The sequence below is a fragment of the Clostridium sp. AF29-8BH genome (assembly GCF_003478145.1).
Taxonomy (GTDB): Bacteria; Bacillota; Clostridia; order Lachnospirales; family Lachnospiraceae; genus Otoolea; species Otoolea fessa.
On record NZ_QUEL01000029.1, the window covers coordinates 1 to 18,454 of the forward strand.

The following is an 18,454-nucleotide window of genomic DNA, read 5'->3' on the forward strand; positions in this document are numbered from 1 at the left end:
CGGCTATCAGGGAAACCGCGATGGACAGAGAAGCGGCGGCTATCAGGGAAACCGTGACGGCCAGAGAAGCGGCGGCTATCAGGGCGGCCGTGATGGTCAGAGAGGCGGACGCGATGGACGCGGCGGTTTAAATATTCCGAAGCCATCCTTCGACAGCCCGGTTGTACAGAAACCGCAGAACAACAAGCAGAATAAGAATAATTACAAGAACGATAAATATAGCAAGATCGACCATGAGGAAGAGATGCACTCCAAGGGAAGAGGCGGAAAGAACGTAAAGAGCGCTGTTCAGCCGCCGCAGAAGAAGGAGGCAAAGGTTGAGGAGATCAAGACAATCACGATCCCGGAGGTAATCACCATCAAGGAGCTCGCAGACAAGATGAAACTTCAGCCGTCTGTGATTGTAAAGAAGCTCTTTTTACAGGGCAAGGTTGTCACCATCAATCAGGAAGTAGATTACGAGCAGGCAGAAGAGATCGCGATGGAGTTTGACGTACTCTGTGAGAAAGAGGTCAAGGTTGACGTCATCGAGGAACTTCTGAAAGAGGAAGAAGAGGATGAGAAGGACATGGTAACCCGTCCGCCGGTTGTATGCGTTATGGGTCATGTCGATCATGGTAAAACCTCCCTTCTGGATGCAATCCGCCAGACCAATGTAACTGCAAAAGAGGCAGGCGGTATCACCCAGCACATCGGTGCGTACATGGTAGAGATCAACGGACAGAAGATCACATTCCTCGATACGCCGGGACATGAGGCATTTACCGCAATGCGTATGCGTGGTGCAAAATCCACTGATATTGCAATCCTCGTTGTTGCAGCAGATGACGGTGTTATGCCGCAGACCATCGAGGCGATCAACCATGCGAAGGCAGCAGGTGTTGAGATCATCGTAGCGATCAACAAGATCGATAAGCCGAGTGCCAATATCGAGAAGGTAAAACAGGAGCTTATCGAGTACGAACTGGTTCCGGAGGACTGGGGCGGCAGCACCATCTTCGTTCCGGTATCTGCACATACCAAGGAAGGTATCAAGGAACTGCTTGAGATGATCCTTCTGACCGCAGAGGTTAAAGAGTTAAAGGCAAACCCGAACCGTAATGCGAGAGGTCTTGTCATCGAGGCGGAGCTGGATAAGGGTAAAGGTCCGGTTGCGACCGTCCTGGTACAGAAAGGTACCCTGCATGTCGGTGATCCGATCGCGGCAGGCGCCTGCTACGGCCGTGTCCGTGCGATGATGGACGATAAGGGACGCCGCGTCAAAGAGGCTGGTCCGTCCACTCCGGTCGAGATTCTGGGTCTTAATGACGTGCCGAACGCCGGCGAGGTATTTGTACAGCCGGAGAACGAGAAAGAGGCAAGAAGCTTTGCAGAAACCTTTATCTCTGAGAGCAAGAATAAGTTAATTGAAGATACAAAGATGAAGCTTTCCCTGGACGATCTGTTCTCCCAGATCAAGGCAGGAAATGTAAAGGAACTTCCACTGATCGTCAAGGCAGACGTACAGGGTTCTGTCGAGGCAGTAAAACAGAGCCTGATGAAGCTGTCCAACGAGGAAGTCGTAGTCAAGGTCATCCACGGCGGTGTTGGTGCGATCAACGAGTCCGACGTCAGTCTGGCAGCCGCATCCAACGCGATCATTATTGGTTTCAATGTGCGCCCGGACGCAACCGCGAAGTCCATCGCAGAGCGTGAGAAAGTAGACGTTCGTCTCTACCGCGTCATCTATCAGGCAATCGAGGATGTCGAGGCAGCGATGAAGGGTATGCTTGACCCGATTTACGAGGAGCAGGTAATCGGTCACGCCGTTGTACGTCAGACCTTCAAGGCTTCCGGCGTTGGTACTATCGCTGGTTCCTACGTCCTGGATGGTAAATTCCAGAGAGGCTGCAAGGCACGTATTACCCGTGACGGCGAGCAGATCTTCGATGGTCCGCTGGCATCCTTAAAGCGTTTCAAGGACGACGTGAAGGAAGTTGCTTCCGGATACGAGTGTGGTCTTGTATTTGAGAAGTTCAACGATCTGCAGGAAGACGATATGATCGAAGCATATGCGATGGTAGAGGTTCCGCGCTAGAAAGGCAGAGGGATTCATGCGTAAAAATAGCATTAAAAATACAAGAATTAACAGTGAAGTACAGAGAGAGCTGAGTTCCATCATCAGCCGTGAGCTGAAAGATCCGCGGATTCATCCGATGACAACGGTTGTCTCCGTGGAGGTAACTCCGGATCTCAAGTACTGCAAGGCGTATATCAGCGTGTTAGGCAACGAGGAAGCGGCGAAGGATACGATCCAGGGACTGAAAAGTGCTGTCGGATTTGTCCGCACCCAGCTTGCAAAACGCATTAATTTACGGAATACGCCGGAAATTACATTTATTCTCGATCAGTCGATTGAGTACGGTGTACACATGACCCGCCTGATCGATGAAGTAACTGAAAACCTCAGAGACTCAGAATCGGGAGATGAGGAAGAAAATGAGTAAAAATATCTTAGAGGCGTCACTGGAAGGGGCGGAGCACATCGTACTGCTTGGTCACATCCATCCAGACGGGGACTGTATCGGAACGACTCTGGGACTGCTTAACTATCTGCGGGAGAATTATCCGCAGATAGAGGCAGAACTGTTTCTCGACCATCCGGCTGCTAAGTTTTCTTATATGAATGATTTTGAGAAAATTCATACCGAGATTGTGCCGGAAAAACAGTTTGATCTGTGCATTACGCTGGATGCCAGCGACAAAGAGCGTCTGGGCGGCTACGCGGTCTATTTTGACAGCGCCGTCAAGACACTCTGCATCGATCATCACAGAACCAATACAGGATTTGCAGAACAAAATTACATCATTCCGGATGCAAGCTCCTGCAGCGAAGTGTTATACACGCTTCTTGATGAGGCAAAGATCAGCAGGGAGGCGGCAGAGTGTCTCTATACCGGAATTGTGCATGACACAGGTGTATTTAAGTACAATTCAACGACCCGGAAAACGATGGAAATCGCGGGCGCGCTGATGGAAAAAGGCGTGAACGCGGCGAAGATCATCGACGACAGCTTTTACCGCAAGACCTACGCACAGAACCAGATTCTCGGAAAAGCGCTGCTTGGCAGTACACGGATTCTGGATGGAAGATGTATTTTCAGTGTAGTTTCCCAGAAAGAAATGGAGTTTTACGGTGTCGATACGAACGATCTGGATGGTATTATCGATCAGCTCCGGATTACCGAAGGAGTGGAATGTGCCATTTTCATCTATGAAAAGGCGTTCAACGAGTACAAGGTCAGCCTTCGTTCCAACGACTATGTCGATGTGAGCAAGGTGGCGGCGTATTTCGGCGGCGGCGGACACATCCACGCGGCGGGCTGCACGATGCAGGGACATCCGAGGGATGTGATCAACAACCTGACGGGACATATTGAGAAACAGATGGATGCCCGTAGGGAGGAATAGGAGGTTCTGTTGCTGATTGCGCTGCCTGCTTTCAGGTGCACAGCGCATGGACGGTAATAGTTCTGATTTTTTAGGAGATTTTATGTTTCACGGTGTGATAAACATTTATAAAGAACCGGGGTTTACGTCCCACGATGTGGTGGCGAAGCTCCGGGGCATTTTGAGACAGAAAAAGATCGGTCATACGGGTACGCTCGATCCGGCAGCGGAGGGCGTACTCCCTGTATGTCTGGGGAAGGGCACGAAGCTGTGCGACCTTTTGACGGATAAGAGAAAGACGTATCAGGCAGTTCTTTTGCTGGGAACCGAAACCGATACGCAGGATACGACAGGAACGATTCTTTCGGAGAAACCGACGGAACAGCTGACAGAACCGGCAGTCCGCGGGGCGGCGGAGAGCTTTGTTGGTCCGTATATGCAGGTACCGCCGATGTATTCGGCGCTTAAGGTCAACGGAAAGAAGCTCTACGAGCTGGCGAGAGCCGGAAAAGAGGTAGAGCGGGCAGCACGTCCGGTGGAAATCTATGATCTTCAGATAGATGCGATGGAACTGCCGCGTGTGACGATGACCGTGACCTGTTCCAAGGGAACCTACATCCGTACCCTGTGCCATGACATCGGTGAAAAGCTGGGATGCGGCGGCTGTATGGAAAAACTGATCCGCACCCGCGTCGATCGATTTGTGATCGGGGACAGCCTGCGCCTGTCCGAGGTGGAAGCGCTGGCGAAAGCCGGTCAGATCGAGGATAGGATCGTGCCGGTGGATGGAATGTTTGAGGACTGCCCGGCGTATGTGTCGGAGAGCGAAGTTCTGGATAAGCTGCTGCAGAATGGAAATCCATTCCCGAAGGGGCTGGGACCGAGAGACGGCTGCTTAGTGCAGATCGGAAGCAGTTTGGCTGAACACCAGGTTTCTGCGGATGGAAACTCAGAGATGGTACTTCCAGATTCTGGAATCATCCGCGTCTATGACAGCGCAAACCAGTTTATCGGTCTCTATGCCTATCAGCCGGAGAAGAAACAATGGAAACCACGTAAGATCTTTCTGGGAGGAGAGTAAGATGCAGTATTTTGCCGGAACCAGAGAATTTCAGATAAAAGAGCCGACTGCGGTCACGATCGGTAAGTTTGACGGTCTTCACAGAGGGCATCAGAAGCTGCTGCGGGAAGTGATGCGGTATCGGGAAAAAGGATATAAACCAGCGGTGTTTACCTTTGAGACGGCACCGGGAACCTTGATCCGGGGAAAGCTGCAGACGATGATCACGACCAACGAGGAGCGCGAGGAGAACCTGCGCGAGGCGGGGGTGGAGTATCTGGTGGAATATCCGTTCAACCAGGAAGTCGCACATATGGACCCGGAACAGTTTGTTGCCGAGATTCTGGTCGGCAAGATGGGCGCAAAGGCGATCGTGTCCGGTCCGGACTGCCATTTTGGCTACCAGCGGAAGGGCGATGCTGAACTGCTTCGGAAACTGGCACCGAAATATGGATATGAGGTATCGATCGTTGAAAAGGCGATGGATGGAGAACGCGAGATCAGCAGCACCTATATCCGGGAAGAGCTGGAGAAGGGAAATATCCGCAAGGCGAATGAACTGTTGGGATACGAGTACCGGATCAGCGGACAGGTGGTACACGGGGAGCATTTAGGTTCCACCCTAGGGTTTCCGACGGCGAATATCCTGCCGGGAATCCAGAAACATCTTCCAGCGTTCGGGGTATATCTCTCCCGGACGGTGATTGATGGTGTTTCTTATGGAAGTATCACAAATATTGGAAAAAAACCGACGATTGCCGGGGAACGACCGGCGGGTGCGGAGACATATATCTATGATCTGGATGAAAACCTGTATGGGAAAAAGATAGAGGTTCATTTTTTAGATTTTATGCGGCCGGAGATGAAATTTTCCGGGGTGGATGAGTTGAAGATGCAGGTTTTGAAGGATAAAGAAACCGGGAGAAAAATGCACGGAGCGGAACGATGAGAGTTCAGCTTCGTGCATTTTTTAAATATGATTCAGGTAGGCAGCTGCTTCCTCTGCCGCCAAATGGATATATTCATTCATTGGTAAATTCTGTGTTCCTACTAAAATATGGCGGCAATAGGAGCTTCCACTGACAGGAATCAGGATTTTCTGGGCGCGGCTTTGTCCGATGGCGGCTGCCATGGCGGGGGTGATTTCTCCTAAGAGGGAGTCTGCAATGACGATGCCGATTGGTCCGATGATTAGGTCGGCATCTCGGCAGGCGACGAGAACGGGGTTTTCTCCGGTGGCGCCCATGGCAGCTCCGGCTTTCATCATCGCGGCAGTGGCAGTAGTGTTGGCACCGAGCGCGAGAAGCGGCTGTCCGGGACAGAGTTTCTGGATTTCTTCTACGAGGCGCGCCCCATGCGTCCGCCCTGACCGTCGATGATGACAACTTTTTTCATAATGGATAACCCCTTTCCTTTTCGTAGGATTTTCGTAGGACAAGATAATAAAAAAGAATGTGCCTTGGCACATTCTCGCGCAGGAACGAAAATAAGAGGGTCTAAATCTGCCTTTTGGACAAAATAAACACCCCAGTATATCTTTACTATAATATCATACATTTTGAAAAAAGAAAAGCAAAAAAGATCGATTTTTGTAAAATTTTTTGTTTACAAATAAAGCGCTTTCTATTATAATGCTGATAATGGCTAACTGGGGTCTGGCAGAGCTGCGATTGGCGGAGGCTGTCAGGGTGACGGAAGATCAGACAGACGCGCGTGAAGGCACCGCGGAGGTGCTTGATTTTTAGTTGATCCGGGAGGCCGCTTTTTTAAAGCCAAAAAACAGCAGACAATGAGAGGGAGAAAACATGAGGAGAAATGACATTCACAAAGTATTGATTATCGGTTCCGGTCCAATCATTATCGGACAGGCGTGTGAGTTCGATTATTCGGGAACACAGGCGTGCAAGGCACTGAGAAAACTCGGCTATGAGATTGTGCTGGTCAATTCCAATCCGGCTACGATTATGACGGATCCGGAGACAGCAGATGTGACTTATATTGAGCCGCTGAACGTAGACCGTCTGACTCAGATCATTGAAAAAGAGCGCCCGGATGCGCTGCTCCCGAACCTGGGTGGACAGTCCGGACTGAACCTCTGCTCCGAATTGGCAGCAGCAGGTGTTCTGGATAAATATGATGTTAAAGTAATCGGCGTTCAGGTTGATGCTATCGAGCGTGGTGAGGACCGTATCGAGTTTAAGCATACAATGGAAAGCTGGGCATCGAGATGGCTAGAAGTGAGGTTGCCTACAGCGTTGAGGATGCACTGGCAATCGCAGATAAACTGGGTTATCCGGTTGTTCTTCGTCCGGCTTACACCATGGGCGGCGAAGGCGGCGGTCTTGTATATAACGTAGAAGAACTGAAGACCGTGTGTGCAAGAGGCCTGCAGGCCAGCATGGTTGGTCAGGTTCTGGTAGAGGAGTCTATCCTTGGATGGGAAGAGCTTGAGCTGGAAGTTGTCCGCGATGCGAAGAACAACATGATCACTGTCTGCTTTATTGAAAATATTGATCCGCTGGGCGTACACACCGGAGATTCCTTCTGTTCTGCTCCGATGTTAACCATTTCGGAAGAAGTACAGAAACGTCTGCAGGAGAAATCCTACAAGATCGTAGAAGCAATCCAGGTAATCGGCGGTACCAACGTACAGTGGGCACACGATCCGAAGACAGACCGTGATATTGTTATCGAGATCAACCCGAGAACCTCCCGTTCGTCCGCCCTGGCATCCAAGGCAACTGGTTTCCCGATTGCACTGGTATCAGCGATGCTGGCAACCGGTATGACTCTGGATGAGATTCCATGCGGCAAGAGCGGCACTCTGGATCAGTATGTTCCGTCCGGCGACTATATTGTTATCAAGTTTGCACGCTGGGCATTTGAGAAGTTCAAAGGCGCAGAGGACAAGCTGGGAACCCAGATGAAGGCAGTCGGCGAGGTTATGAGTATCGGAAAGACCTACAAAGAGGCATTCCAGAAGGCGATCCGAAGCCTGGAGAGAGGCCGCTACGGTCTTGGTCATGCGAAAGACTTCGATAAGAAGACAAAAAAAGAACTGCTTGCGATGCTGCATGTTCCGAGCAGCGAACGTCAGTTCATTATGTACGAGGCACTTCGTAAGGGCGCTACCGTAGACGAGCTGTTCGAATTAACCAAGATTAAACATTACTTCATCCAGCAGATGAAAGAACTGGTAGAAGAGGAAGAAAGCCTGATGCAGTATAAGGGCGAGGTTCCGCCGGTTGAGGTTCTCCGCCAGGCGAAGCTGGACGGTTTTGCAGATAAATATTTAAGCGAGCTGTTAGGCGTTACAGAGGAAGAGATCCGCGATGCAAGAACCAAAGAAGGTATCGTAGAAGGCTGGGAGGGCGTACACGTAAGTGCCACACCGGATTCTGCATACTACTTCTCAAGCTACCATATCAAGGATCAGAGTCCGTGCAGCGACAACAAGAAGATCATGATTCTGGGCGGCGGTCCGAACCGTATCGGTCAGGGTATTGAGTTCGACTACTGCTGCGTACATGCAGCTATCGCTCTGAAAGAGCTTGGATTTGAGACAATTATCGTTAACTGCAACCCGGAGACCGTATCTACTGACTATGATACCTCCGATAAACTGTATTTCGAGCCGCTGACTCTGGAAGATGTATTAAGCATCTACCACAAAGAGAAACCGCTGGGCGTTATCGCACAGTTTGGTGGCCAGACACCGCTGAACCTGGCAGCAGATCTGAAGAAATATGGTGTCAACATTCTGGGTACAACTCCGGAAACCATCGACATGGCAGAGGATCGTGACCTGTTCCGTGCGATGATGGATAAACTGCAGATTCCGATGCCGGAGTCAGGCATGGCAGTTACCGTTGATGACGCATTAGAGATTGCGAATAAGATCGGTTACCCGGTTATGGTTCGTCCGTCCTATGTACTTGGCGGCCGCGGCATGGAGGTTGTTCATGACGATGAAGCGATGACCTTCTATATGAGAGCAGCTGTCGGTGTAACTCCGGATCGTCCGATTCTGATTGACCGTTTCCTGCATCATGCAACCGAGTGTGAGGCAGATGCTATCAGCGATGGCGAGAACGTATTTGTTCCGGCTGTTATGGAGCATATCGAGCTGGCAGGTATCCACTCCGGTGACTCCGCTTGTATCCTTCCGTCCAGAAATCTGACCAAGGATCAGGTAGAGACAATCCGTGATTACACAAGCCGTATTGCAAAAGAGATGCACGTTGTAGGTCTGATGAACATGCAGTATGCAATCGAGGACGGCGAAGTATACGTGTTGGAGGCAAACCCGAGAGCATCCCGTACCGTGCCGCTGGTATCTAAAGTATGCAACATCAAGATGGTAAAACTGGCAACGGATATCATGACTTCCTACTTAACAGGCCGTCCGTCACCGGTTCCGGCACTGAAAGAGAAGAAGATTCCGCACTACGGTGTTAAGATGCCGGTATTCCCGTTCAAGATGTTCCCGGAGGTTGACCCGGTACTTGGACCGGAGATGCGTTCCACCGGTGAGGTTCTTGGTATGTCCACCAGCGTTGGTGAGGCTATCTACAAGGCACAGGAAGCAACCCAGACACGTCTTCCTTCCTCAGGAACTGTCCTCCTGAGTGTCAATGACAAGGATAAGATAGAGCTTATCGAGGTTGCAAGAGGCTTCTACGAGTGTGGCTTTACCCTGATGGGTACAGGCAGAACCTGTGATGTGATGGTAGCAGCAGGACTTCCGGCTGAGAAGGTATGCAAGATCAACGAAGGCCGTCCGAACATTTTAGATAAGATTACCAACGGAGAAGTGGCAATCATTATCAATACCCCGAACGATAAGAAGGGCAGAGGCGATGACAGCTACATCCGTAAGGCAGCTGTAAAGGCGAAGATTCCGTACTTCACCAACATGGCAGCAGCAAAGGCTACCGTACAGGCTCTGAGAAGTATCAAGAAGAACGGACATCTGGAGGTTAAGTCCCTGCAGGAGTTCCATAGCGAGATTCAGTAAATAAAAATAAAAGGGTAAAATCCATTGTTACAGAGTCGTTTCAGTGGATTTTACCGTGACAGTGAATTAATTGAGCTGTTATAGAAAAGAGCGTCTGCCCGGCTGTGAATGCGGGGCTGGCGCTCTTTTAATTGCAGATAGGAATTTTCTGAACTGAAAATTCCGTATGATATCGTATCGATAGCAGATTTTGCCGATTTGAAATGCGAAGCATCGGTAAAATCCCGTTGATGTGCACGGAATGAGTGAGCAGCAACGAATATGCCAGCTTTGCTGACCAGAATCACGCGCCAAGTCTCACGGACGTTCGACTTGAAATACGAGATGCAGCAGCCATGCGCCCAAAATGATTGAAAGCACATACACCGTGTTTCCGGCAAAAATTCCAAATTTAGCAGCGATCTGGGAGTACACAATCTGCGTGGTCGCGTAGTACGGCGTGATATAAAACATATCCGCGTTTCCATACGGATGTGAGGTAACATTGATGATGGTTGCGATGACGCATCCGACCGCAAATACAGCTGTAGACTGCCAGAATCCTTTGGCGGTTGGCAGCACCATGCGGGAAAAGGCGATGAGTAGCCCGATGAAGATCAGAAGGATATGCCAGATAAATCCATGCAGGGTCAGCGTCCAGTACGGGTGCATCAGACCGGACGGATCGACGAACACCATGACGGCACCGAGCAGGTTGTAATTATACATAAAAGTGCAAAAAATACGTTGATATTTATGCGGAACAAAGGGCAGTAGCAGGCAGAGGTACATCGGCAGGCTGCAGAGCTGGAATGGAAAATACCACCAGTCGTAGTGCCGGTTGTTTTCTATGTAATAGAGAAAAAGCTGTTTGTAGACCTCGGAAAATGCCAGAAAAACACCGCAGGCAAAGAGCAGATGCAGACGGAACGCTTCGGAGCGCGTCCGCAATTTCCATGCGGCAAAGGCGGCGAGCAGGATGCCGATCAGCATAAATGCTAAATGAAAGGGAGACCAGACTGCGGGCGGTGTCATGGACCAGGCAGTTAAGGTAAGTAGACGGGAAATCATAAAAAGCCTTCTTTCGTAATAAAACCTAAGGAATGGTTCCGTATCTTGTGAATCAGGTGCGATTTCTTTGTTTCATGGGAAACTGTGTCCTATGAAACAAAAAACGCGAAACCGATGCCCAGTACAGAGAAAACGGTACAGAATAGTTATAGTACGAAATATTAGATTTGCCAAGAATTAACAACCAGATCTGTCCGTAATAAGACGATGGGAGATTTACATATTTGCAATTTTTTTCTTTCCAAAGCTGCAAGTTGACAAGCGCTGCCAATTTCCTATATTCTGTAGATATAAGAATCGAGTAAATGATACGGGAGATATACCATGAACCAAAATGAAACTCAATGGGATAGATTTCTGAAAATCCGAACAAGCGGCAGAGACGATTCGCATGCGGATCAATACCGATACCCATACGAACCGACGGCATACGTGGTTCTGGAACGGTTGGCGAACAGCGGATTAATTCGGAAGAATAATACCTTATTGGACTATGGAACCGGCAAGGGAAGAGTCTGTTTTTACTTGTCCTATCAGACAAGGAGTAAAACAATCGGAATCGAATACGATGAACGTATTTATCAGGGGGCAGCAGAAAATAAGGAGACGGCAGTGTCCGGAAACCGTACTTCCTTTATCTTAAGCAGTGCGGAGAACTATGAGCTTCCTTCAGAAGTGGACCGGTGTTATTTTTTCAATCCATTTTCGGTAGAGATATTGCACTCTGTTCTTGCCAGGATATATGAGTCCTATTACGAAAATCCGAGAGAGATACTGCTGTTTTTTTATTATCCATCGGAGGAATATATCAGTTGTCTGATGACGGAGGAACAGCTAATGTTTTATGATGAGATTGACACATCGGATTTGTTTCCGGGCGAGGACAAAAGAGAACGGATTATGATATTTGAGGTGATTTTATGAAGCTTTTATTTAAACAGCGGTTATTTTCGTGGTTTGACAGTTATGATATTTATGATGAGTTTGGCAATACAGTATATGTGGTAAAAGGCCAGTTGTCCTGGGGCCATAAGTTGGTGATATATGATGCAGACGGCAATGAAATTGGAATGGTTGTTCAGCGTGTACTGACATTTCTGCCAAAATTTGAGATATATAAAAAAGGCACCTATATCGGATGCTTGAGTAAAGAATTCTCTTTCCTGATGCCGCATTACAATATTGATTACAATGGCTGGCATATCGACGGTTCGATTATGGAATGGGATTATAATATCCTCGATCAAAGGGGATATTCGGTTGCCAGTGTCAGCAAAGAGCTGTTCCATATGACGGACACGTATGTGATTCAGGTAAATGAGCCGGAATATGCATTGGATGCATTGATGTTTGTGCTGGCGATCGATGCGGAAAAATGTTCGAGGAAGTAAGAAAGGGTGCGTCTGCTTTTGGATACAAGAGCACCGAGGTATTCTTGAATGATTTAATATATTCAGGATAGAAATGTTGATACGACATGCTACAGACGGAAATTTATATCTGTATGACATGGTGAACATAAAAAAAGAAACGAGCACCCCGCTTGAGCAATAGCTGTACGGTAACAAACCCATTTCTTGATTATATGATACATTGAACAGTATTAAATGTCAACGAAAAAAAGCATAAGAAATCTCAATGAAAAGCCAGCCAAGCTATTCATCGGAAAGACCATAGAAAAGCCAGGTTCAGATACACCAGTCTTTGGCAGTTGAGTGAAAATAAAATCGCTGTAACCTTTGTATTTGCTGGGGTGCAGCGATTTTTGTTGCTGTTGCAGACTATAGTATTTTTTTCTTCCTTGTCCATTTTTGGAATTGTTCTCATTTTACTGTTCGTTATGAATTGATAATCCGTTCGGAAACTGGAAACATTCTTCGAGATGTCATCTGCTTTCATTTACTTTCAAAATTTCACCAACCGCATCATCCAGAAGATCCGTACATACGGAGTAAGAAGTGCTGCCATTTGCTTTCGTGTAGGAATGACAAATATAAAAAGTCTCTGCGTTTTTTGATTATGCAACTATTAAACTCCCGTGCCAAGAATTAACAACCAGATCTGTCCGAAACTGGAACCGTACAAATTGGAAAAGAATGCATAATCATACAAAACCATGTAAAAAACAGGAATTCAGGCTTGATTATTTATAAAAATGCGGTATAATGTATTCCTAGATACAGTAATAAAAGTAAGAATATTCGTATTTACTGCATAAAAATACAAAAGCAGCGAATAGAAATGAGGAGGAATTTATTATGAAAAAGAAATTAGCAGCAATCGCTATGGCAACTGCTATGGCAGCATCGTTAGCAGCATGCTCTTCCAAACCGGCAGAGACAACCGCAGCCGCAGAGGAGAATGAGGAGACAACCGCAGAGGCAGCAGAGGGCAGCGAAGCAGCAGAAGCTGGCGACAGCGCATTTGCAGGAAAGACTCTGGTTATGTCCACCAACGCTGAGTTCGCACCGTATGAGTACCACGATGGAAATGATATCGTAGGTATCGACGTAGATATTGCAAACGCTATCTGCGAGGATATGGGAGCATCTCTGGAAATCACCGACGTAGCATTCGATTCTATCATCCCGGAGGTTCAGTCTGGCAAAGCTGATTTCGCAGCAGCAGGCATGACTGTTACCGAGGATCGTCAGACCCAGGTGGATTTCTCTGACACTTACGCAACCGGCGTTCAGTCTGTTATCGTAACCGAGGACAGCGACATCAAATCCCTGGATGATTTAAAGGGCAAACAGATCGGTGTTCAGCAGGGTACCACTGGTGACCTTTACTCCACCGATGATTTCGGCGAGGAGAGTGTACAGAGATTTTCCAAGGGCGCAGATGCAGTACAGGCACTGTCCACTGGCAAGATCGATGCAGTTATCATTGACAACAAACCGGCACAGGTATTTGTAGACGAGAATGACGGCTTAAAGCTTCTGGAAACACCGTATGCAGAAGAAGAGTACGCAATTGCAGTTAAGAAGGGCAATACAGAGCTTCTGGACGCTATCAACGCATCCATCGCAAACCTGGAAGAGTCTGGAAAACTGGATGAGATCGTTGCAAAATACATTACCGCTGAGTAATATAAAAGAGAATTGAAATGAATCGTCAGACGGATGGATTCAGGTGATCCGGAAAACACCCGGAGTGTTTCCGGTATCTGACGGAACGGAAAAAGGTTGCTGCAGAATGGCGAAAACACGGTTCGGCGGCAGCCCTTTTTCAAGTCTATATTACCTTACAAGGAGGAAAACAGATTGGAGAAACTCAAGCAGGCCTTATATTTAAACCTGATCAAGGATGACAGGTGGCAGTATCTGACAGGGGGCCTGAAAAATACCCTGATCATCACGTTATTTGCGACCCTGATCGGCATTGCCCTTGGTCTGCTGATTGCGATTGTCCGTGCAACTCACGACAAAACCGGAAAAATGAAATTTTTAAATGGTGTCTGCCAGGTATATCTGACGGTCATCCGGGGAACGCCGGTTGTCATCCAGCTGATGATTTTCTACTACTGTATTTTTGTATCACGTGTATTTGCTGGCGTCTTTGTCGGTGTGATCGCGTTTGGTCTTAACTCGGCAGCGTATGTAGCGGAGATCTTCCGTTCCGGTATCATGTCGATCGACGAGGGACAGATGGAGGCAGGTCGAAGCCTTGGTTTTAACTATGTGCAGACGATGCGCTATATCATTATGCCGCAGGCATTTAAAAACGTACTTCCGGCACTTTGCAATGAGTTTGTTGTTCTTCTGAAAGAGACTTCGGTGGCCGGTTACGTGGCGGTGCAGGATCTGACGAAGGGCGGCGATATCATCCGTTCCAGAACGTATGACGCGTGGACACCGCTTCTGATAGTGGCTGCTGTTTATCTGGCGCTGACGATGATCTTCAACCACTTTGCACAGAATCTGGAAAGGAGCCTGAGAAAGAATGAACGATAAAGTACAAAACGGAGAAGTGATAATTGACATCAAGGATCTTTCCAAGGCATTCGGTGATTTAAAGGTCCTGACTAATATTTCTACCCAGATACGCAAGGGGGATGTTGTCTGTGTGATCGGACCATCCGGTTCCGGTAAATCCACATTTCTGCGCTGCATGAACCTGCTGGAGACCCCGACCGGCGGACACATCTATTTTGAGGGAACGGATATCACGGATCCGAAGACAAACATTGATAAACTCCGTCAGAAAATGGGAATGGTATTCCAGCAGTTCAACCTGTTCCCGCACATGACGATTCTTGATAATATGACGCTGGCACCGATGAAACTGCTCGGACGCCCGAAGGACGAGGCAGAGACAGAGACGCTGAAGCTTCTGGAGCGTGTCGGATTAAAGGAAAAGGCATCCGCCTATCCGGGACAGCTCTCTGGCGGTCAGAAACAGCGTGTGGCTATCGTCCGCGCTCTGGCGATGCATCCGGATGTGATGCTTTTTGACGAGCCAACCTCCGCGCTTGACCCGGAGATGGTAGGTGAGGTATTAAATGTAATGCGCCAGCTTGCCGAGGAGCACATGACGATGGTCGTGGTTACCCATGAGATGGGCTTTGCCCGCGAGGTGGCAAACCGCGTCATGTTCATGGAGGGCGGCAACTTCATCGAAGAAAACGAGCCGAAGGAGTTCTTTGAGCATCCGAAGAGCGAGAGACTGAAGGCGTTTTTGAGTAAGGTGCTGTAAGAAAATTTAATATTAGGAAAAGCCCGGTAGGGAGAGAATGTATAGAACAATTCTTTCTGCCGGGCTTTTTTATGCCTGTAATATCTTTATGCGTTTTCTATTATCCATCTGGTTCTTCTAACTTCCGTTTTGAAAAATGTTTATTTGGAAAGAAAAGTTGTTAAAAAAATTGCAAATATATAAAACCAAATGAAATCTCCCATCGTCTTATTAGTAGAACAGCAGAAAAGGAGGAAGATTCTGAAAAGAAGGCGGAACAGAATGTTGAGACAAAGCTGGACAGTGGGAAGCAGGAGAAAAAAGAGAATGCGGTAGAACGGTCGGTTGAAAATATTAGAACCGATAGCGCTGAGGAAGCACTTCCATATGAGCTCGTGATTGTGGAGGCAGAGAAAAAATAAATCTATAATAAAGGGGAAAGAATTGTGGAAAATGGCAGTTCTTTCCCCTTTTATGGTTTTCACACGCCTGTGCCTACCACGTCACCACCCGGTCAATCACCGTCTGCTGTTCCTGACTCGATTTCATCAGGTAAATCCGGGTTGTTTCGATGCTGTCGTGTCCTAACAGATCCGCCAGCAGGGAAATGTCATTGAACCGTTTCAAAAAATTGATGGCGTAGCGGTGCCGGAAAGAATGCGGGTACATCGTAGCCGGATTAATCTGGTAGCGCTTTGCGATGTTTTTTAACTGCATCTCGATGGCGCGTGCGGAGATGCAGGTGCGGCGGCGGGTCAGGAAGAGAAAGCCGCTGTCGATGCCGTGGGAGGCAAAGTAGGGGATTGCTTCCCGGCAGAGGGAGCGGGGGAAGAACAATCGCCGTATCTTGCCGCCTTTGGAGTAGAGATCGAGATAGCCAAGCTGCAGATCCTCCATTTTGATCTGGCGCAGTTCACTGACGCGAGCGCCGGTGGAGGCGAGAAATCGCACGATGAAATACCAGAAATAATTTTCATCCTTTTTTAGCCGCCGTTTGAGCCGGTCGTAATCTTTCTGGGAGATCACTGTATCAAGGTAGGTGTGCTTCTGCTCCCGGATGGGGCGCAGGCGGTAGTGACCTGTGGGAGTGATGCGGAGTGAATCTGTGGGGGCGGATATGGGGGATTGAAAATTCGCCTTTTCATTATCCAACAATCCTCTGTTTTGCATAAAATCCAGAAACCGGTTCATCCCCAGAATCCGCGTATTCACTGTCGATGGCTTATAACATTCCAGCAGCCAGCGCCGGTGCGACTGCAGGTGCTCGACTGAAAGGCTGTTATAATGCGAAAAAAACAGCCGGACGGAACAGCTGTAGAGCCGGATGGTGATGGCGGCGTGCCCCTGTTTTTCAAGGTAAATGCCAAAGTCGGAAATAAGTGTTTCAAAATTCATATGTGCTTCATTTCCTCCTCTCTACCAGGTGACTACCCGGTTGACAATCTCATACTGCTCGCTGCTGGAACGACGCAGGTAAATCCGGGTTGTTTCGAGATTTTTGTGTCCAAGCAGATCGGAGAGCAGGGAAATATCGCCGCATTTTTCGATAAAACTCTTGGCAAACCGGTGGCGGAATGCATGCGGATGTACCATTTCCGGTGTCATGTGGTAGGAGAGGGCGATGGTTTTGAGCTGGCTGCGGATGCCGCCTGGAGAGATGGGGGAATCGAAGCGGTTGAGGAAGATGGGACCGTGGGATTTGTGGAGAAAGGAAAGCCATTTGAGGGTATCGGTTCGGAGTGACTGTGGGATGTAGATGCGCCGGACTTTATTTCCTTTGGAATAGATGTCCTTATAGCCGGAGAAAATATCTTCTGCCTGGAACTGAATCACCTCGCTGACCCGGACGCCGGTTGCCGCCATGAAACGGATGAGAAAATAGTAAGTGTACCGTTCATCCCGAAGCAGGCAGCGTTTCAGGTATTCATAATCCGCCTCGCTGATCATGTGATCCAGATATGTTTTCTGCTGGATTTTTACCATGGGAAGATGCCCGGGATAGAGCTTTTTAAAATCCAGGTAGGCATTCAAAGCCCGGATCCGCTGGTTGATGGTCTGCGGCTTGTAGTGCTCGAGCAGAAAGATTTTGTATAGCTTTAAATTGGGGTAAGTAATGTCACGGTAATAGGTAAAATACTGCCGTACAGCATAAGTGTAAGCGCGGAGTGTCTCATCGGCAAGGTTGCGCGTGAGCAGGTAGCGGGCAAATTCGTCCGCGGCCTTTTGGGCTCTTGCAGGTGCGGCAGCACGCGTTTGACCGGAAAGGCGTGGAATGGCAGCAGAAGTTTGCCTGGATGAGAGGGGGAGAGTGTGTTTGCTATGAGCAGCGTGTGGAAAAATATGATTTTCTATCATTTGTGGCATAATATGTAGGAACCTTCTTTCTGTATCATTGAGAAACGTCCATTGGCACAGAAAGAAAACTCTGCCGAGGCGTGGAACACACCGGAACGGATGAAAGGATGAAATGGCAGAGAAATCAATCCGGAATGCTGCTGGACGTTACAAAAGTCAATTATACAGGATTTAAAAGAAAGCGGAGAAAAAAGTGTCTCCGGTGTCTTTATCATACGGATACATTCTTTACAGGTTCATCGGTTTCACAGTTGAATTTCTTCATTAATTCCATCAGGCGGCACAGGCACTCGTCCATCGATGCCAGTTCTTCCGGGGTGTAAGCGCGCAGCCCAAACAGGGTGGAAGACAGCATTTCCTGCTTCATCTGGTTCATCATCTCACGACCGGAATCGCAGATGCGGATGTAGACGCGGCGGCGGTTGGCTGTATCGTGGATCCGCTCGACCAGACCGCGTTCCTCAAGAACCTTGATCATATGGGAGAGCTGCTGCTTTGTGATACTCAGCTTGTCCGCCAGCTCAGACATGGTATAGTCTTGATCTGCCCAGCTGTCGAGCGCGATCAGGGCAAAAAATGGAAGCGAGTTGACTTTCATATCATGGCTTGGCTGGTAGTGGCATTTCGCCAGGGAGAGAAAGCCGAGTGCAAACTCCAGGAAGTGGATACCGGTGTTTTTTAAAAGATTTGAATTTTTTTTGCCTGGATTCATAGGAAAACCTCCAAATTTAAATATCAAAGTAATAAAATGCGGTCCATTTCACAAACATAAATTGCAAACAAGGAAACATCAATTTACTTGTACTCTAGCACATCCAGACAAAAAGGTCAACAAATATAAAAAGTAAATAAATATTTACTATTGT

At 48.3% G+C, this 18,454-nt stretch carries 15 protein-coding genes and 1 pseudogene; 11 read left to right on the plus strand and 5 right to left on the minus strand.

The genetic code is table 11. The features are described 5' to 3' along the window. From infB to DWZ16_RS13605, 5 genes are all read left to right on the plus strand, one after another. Window positions 1-2,077, plus strand: a 2,077-nt coding sequence (gene infB / locus DWZ16_RS13585; RefSeq protein WP_118523038.1) for a translation initiation factor IF-2, incomplete at its 5' end; no start/stop codon positions are given. A gap of 16 nt (window positions 2,078-2,093) precedes the next feature. Then, window positions 2,094-2,486 (plus strand): 30S ribosome-binding factor RbfA, encoded by a 393-nt coding sequence (rbfA, locus tag DWZ16_RS13590; protein WP_022360140.1) that lies wholly within the window; start codon window positions 2,094-2,096, stop codon window positions 2,484-2,486. Continuing rightward, a complete protein-coding gene (locus tag DWZ16_RS13595; protein WP_107000576.1) occupies window positions 2,479-3,450 on the plus strand; it encodes a DHH family phosphoesterase in 972 nt (323 codons plus the stop codon). Before rbfA ends, DWZ16_RS13595 begins: the two co-directional genes overlap by 8 nt. An 82-nt stretch (window positions 3,451-3,532) precedes the next feature. Beyond that, the gene (gene truB / locus DWZ16_RS13600) at window positions 3,533-4,510 is read left to right on the plus strand and encodes a tRNA pseudouridine(55) synthase TruB (protein ID WP_107000986.1); all 978 of its coding nucleotides are present in this window, start codon (window positions 3,533-3,535) and stop codon (window positions 4,508-4,510) included. Window position 4,511: 1 nt separating this feature from the next. Continuing rightward, entirely contained in the window at window positions 4,512-5,438 is a 927-nt protein-coding gene (locus DWZ16_RS13605; protein WP_118523039.1) for a bifunctional riboflavin kinase/FAD synthetase, read from the plus strand. Window positions 5,439-5,459: 21 nt separating this feature from the next. On the opposite strand, the gene DWZ16_RS13610 is transcribed toward DWZ16_RS13605, so the two are convergent. Beyond that, window positions 5,460-5,957 carry a DUF3842 family protein gene (locus DWZ16_RS13610; RefSeq protein WP_412694356.1) on the minus strand — a complete coding sequence of 166 codons (498 nt, stop codon included), beginning with the start codon at window positions 5,955-5,957 and terminating at the stop codon, window positions 5,460-5,462. A 337-nt stretch (window positions 5,958-6,294) separates the two neighbouring features. Between DWZ16_RS13610 and carB the strand changes: the two are divergent. After that, window positions 6,295-9,506: pseudogene (gene carB, locus DWZ16_RS13615) on the plus strand (carbamoyl-phosphate synthase large subunit). A gap of 297 nt (window positions 9,507-9,803) precedes the next feature. Here the strand turns inward: carB and DWZ16_RS13620 are convergent. Then, entirely contained in the window at window positions 9,804-10,556 is a 753-nt protein-coding gene (locus DWZ16_RS13620; RefSeq protein ID WP_118523040.1) for a YwaF family protein, read from the minus strand. A 324-nt stretch (window positions 10,557-10,880) separates the two neighbouring features. Here DWZ16_RS13620 and DWZ16_RS13625 point away from each other — a divergent pair, with 324 nt between their 5' ends. The 5 genes from DWZ16_RS13625 to DWZ16_RS13650 all read left to right on the plus strand — a co-directional run bounded on the left by DWZ16_RS13625 (window position 10,881) and on the right by DWZ16_RS13650 (window position 15,254). Continuing rightward, on the plus strand, window positions 10,881-11,480 hold the full coding sequence (locus DWZ16_RS13625) for a methyltransferase domain-containing protein (protein WP_118472213.1): 600 nt from the start codon (window positions 10,881-10,883) through the stop codon (window positions 11,478-11,480). Beyond that, complete coding sequence (locus tag DWZ16_RS13630) at window positions 11,477-11,947, plus strand: LURP-one-related/scramblase family protein (protein WP_118523041.1); 471 nt, start codon at window positions 11,477-11,479, stop codon at window positions 11,945-11,947. Before DWZ16_RS13625 ends, DWZ16_RS13630 begins: the two co-directional genes overlap by 4 nt. An 867-nt stretch (window positions 11,948-12,814) precedes the next feature. After that, window positions 12,815-13,648, plus strand: coding sequence for a basic amino acid ABC transporter substrate-binding protein (locus DWZ16_RS13640; RefSeq protein ID WP_107000569.1), 834 nt, complete (start codon window positions 12,815-12,817; stop codon window positions 13,646-13,648). Between the two features lie 174 nt (window positions 13,649-13,822). Continuing rightward, entirely contained in the window at window positions 13,823-14,512 is a 690-nt protein-coding gene (locus DWZ16_RS13645; protein ID WP_022360148.1) for an amino acid ABC transporter permease, read from the plus strand. Beyond that, the gene (locus DWZ16_RS13650) at window positions 14,502-15,254 is read left to right on the plus strand and encodes an amino acid ABC transporter ATP-binding protein (protein ID WP_118523042.1); all 753 of its coding nucleotides are present in this window, start codon (window positions 14,502-14,504) and stop codon (window positions 15,252-15,254) included. Before DWZ16_RS13645 ends, DWZ16_RS13650 begins: the two co-directional genes overlap by 11 nt. A 474-nt stretch (window positions 15,255-15,728) precedes the next feature. Here DWZ16_RS13650 and DWZ16_RS13655 read toward each other — a convergent pair whose 3' ends face one another. From DWZ16_RS13655 to DWZ16_RS13665, 3 genes are all read right to left on the minus strand, one after another. Continuing rightward, complete coding sequence (locus DWZ16_RS13655; protein WP_118523043.1) at window positions 15,729-16,628, minus strand: tyrosine-type recombinase/integrase; 900 nt, start codon at window positions 16,626-16,628, stop codon at window positions 15,729-15,731. 21 nt (window positions 16,629-16,649) lie between these two features. After that, window positions 16,650-17,597 carry a tyrosine-type recombinase/integrase gene (locus tag DWZ16_RS13660; protein ID WP_243017785.1) on the minus strand — a complete coding sequence of 316 codons (948 nt, stop codon included), beginning with the start codon at window positions 17,595-17,597 and terminating at the stop codon, window positions 16,650-16,652. A gap of 202 nt (window positions 17,598-17,799) precedes the next feature. Then, window positions 17,800-18,300 carry a MarR family winged helix-turn-helix transcriptional regulator gene (locus DWZ16_RS13665; protein WP_118481915.1) on the minus strand — a complete coding sequence of 167 codons (501 nt, stop codon included), beginning with the start codon at window positions 18,298-18,300 and terminating at the stop codon, window positions 17,800-17,802. Window positions 18,301-18,454 lie beyond the last annotated feature (154 nt).

Bases quoted from the DNA above. Each gene is read 5' to 3' on its own strand.
- DWZ16_RS13630 (WP_118523041.1), top strand. From the start codon at position 11,477: ATGAAGCTTTTATTTAAACAGCGGTTATTTTCGTGGTTTGACAGTTAT.
- DWZ16_RS13640 (WP_107000569.1), top strand. From the start codon at position 12,815: ATGAAAAAGAAATTAGCAGCAATCGCTATGGCAACTGCTATGGCAGCA.
- truB (WP_107000986.1), top strand. From the start codon at position 3,533: ATGTTTCACGGTGTGATAAACATTTATAAAGAACCGGGGTTTACGTCC.
- DWZ16_RS13625 (WP_118472213.1), top strand. From the start codon at position 10,881: ATGAACCAAAATGAAACTCAATGGGATAGATTTCTGAAAATCCGAACA.
- DWZ16_RS13660 (WP_243017785.1), bottom strand. From the start codon at position 17,597: ATGCCACAAATGATAGAAAATCATATTTTTCCACACGCTGCTCATAGC.
- DWZ16_RS13605 (WP_118523039.1), top strand. From the start codon at position 4,512: ATGCAGTATTTTGCCGGAACCAGAGAATTTCAGATAAAAGAGCCGACT.
- rbfA (WP_022360140.1), top strand. From the start codon at position 2,094: ATGCGTAAAAATAGCATTAAAAATACAAGAATTAACAGTGAAGTACAG.
- DWZ16_RS13610 (WP_412694356.1), bottom strand. From the start codon at position 5,957: ATGTGCCAAGGCACATTCTTTTTTATTATCTTGTCCTACGAAAATCCT.
- DWZ16_RS13620 (WP_118523040.1), bottom strand. From the start codon at position 10,556: ATGATTTCCCGTCTACTTACCTTAACTGCCTGGTCCATGACACCGCCC.
- DWZ16_RS13655 (WP_118523043.1), bottom strand. From the start codon at position 16,628: ATGAATTTTGAAACACTTATTTCCGACTTTGGCATTTACCTTGAAAAA.
- DWZ16_RS13665 (WP_118481915.1), bottom strand. From the start codon at position 18,300: ATGAATCCAGGCAAAAAAAATTCAAATCTTTTAAAAAACACCGGTATC.
- DWZ16_RS13650 (WP_118523042.1), top strand. From the start codon at position 14,502: ATGAACGATAAAGTACAAAACGGAGAAGTGATAATTGACATCAAGGAT.
- DWZ16_RS13595 (WP_107000576.1), top strand. From the start codon at position 2,479: ATGAGTAAAAATATCTTAGAGGCGTCACTGGAAGGGGCGGAGCACATC.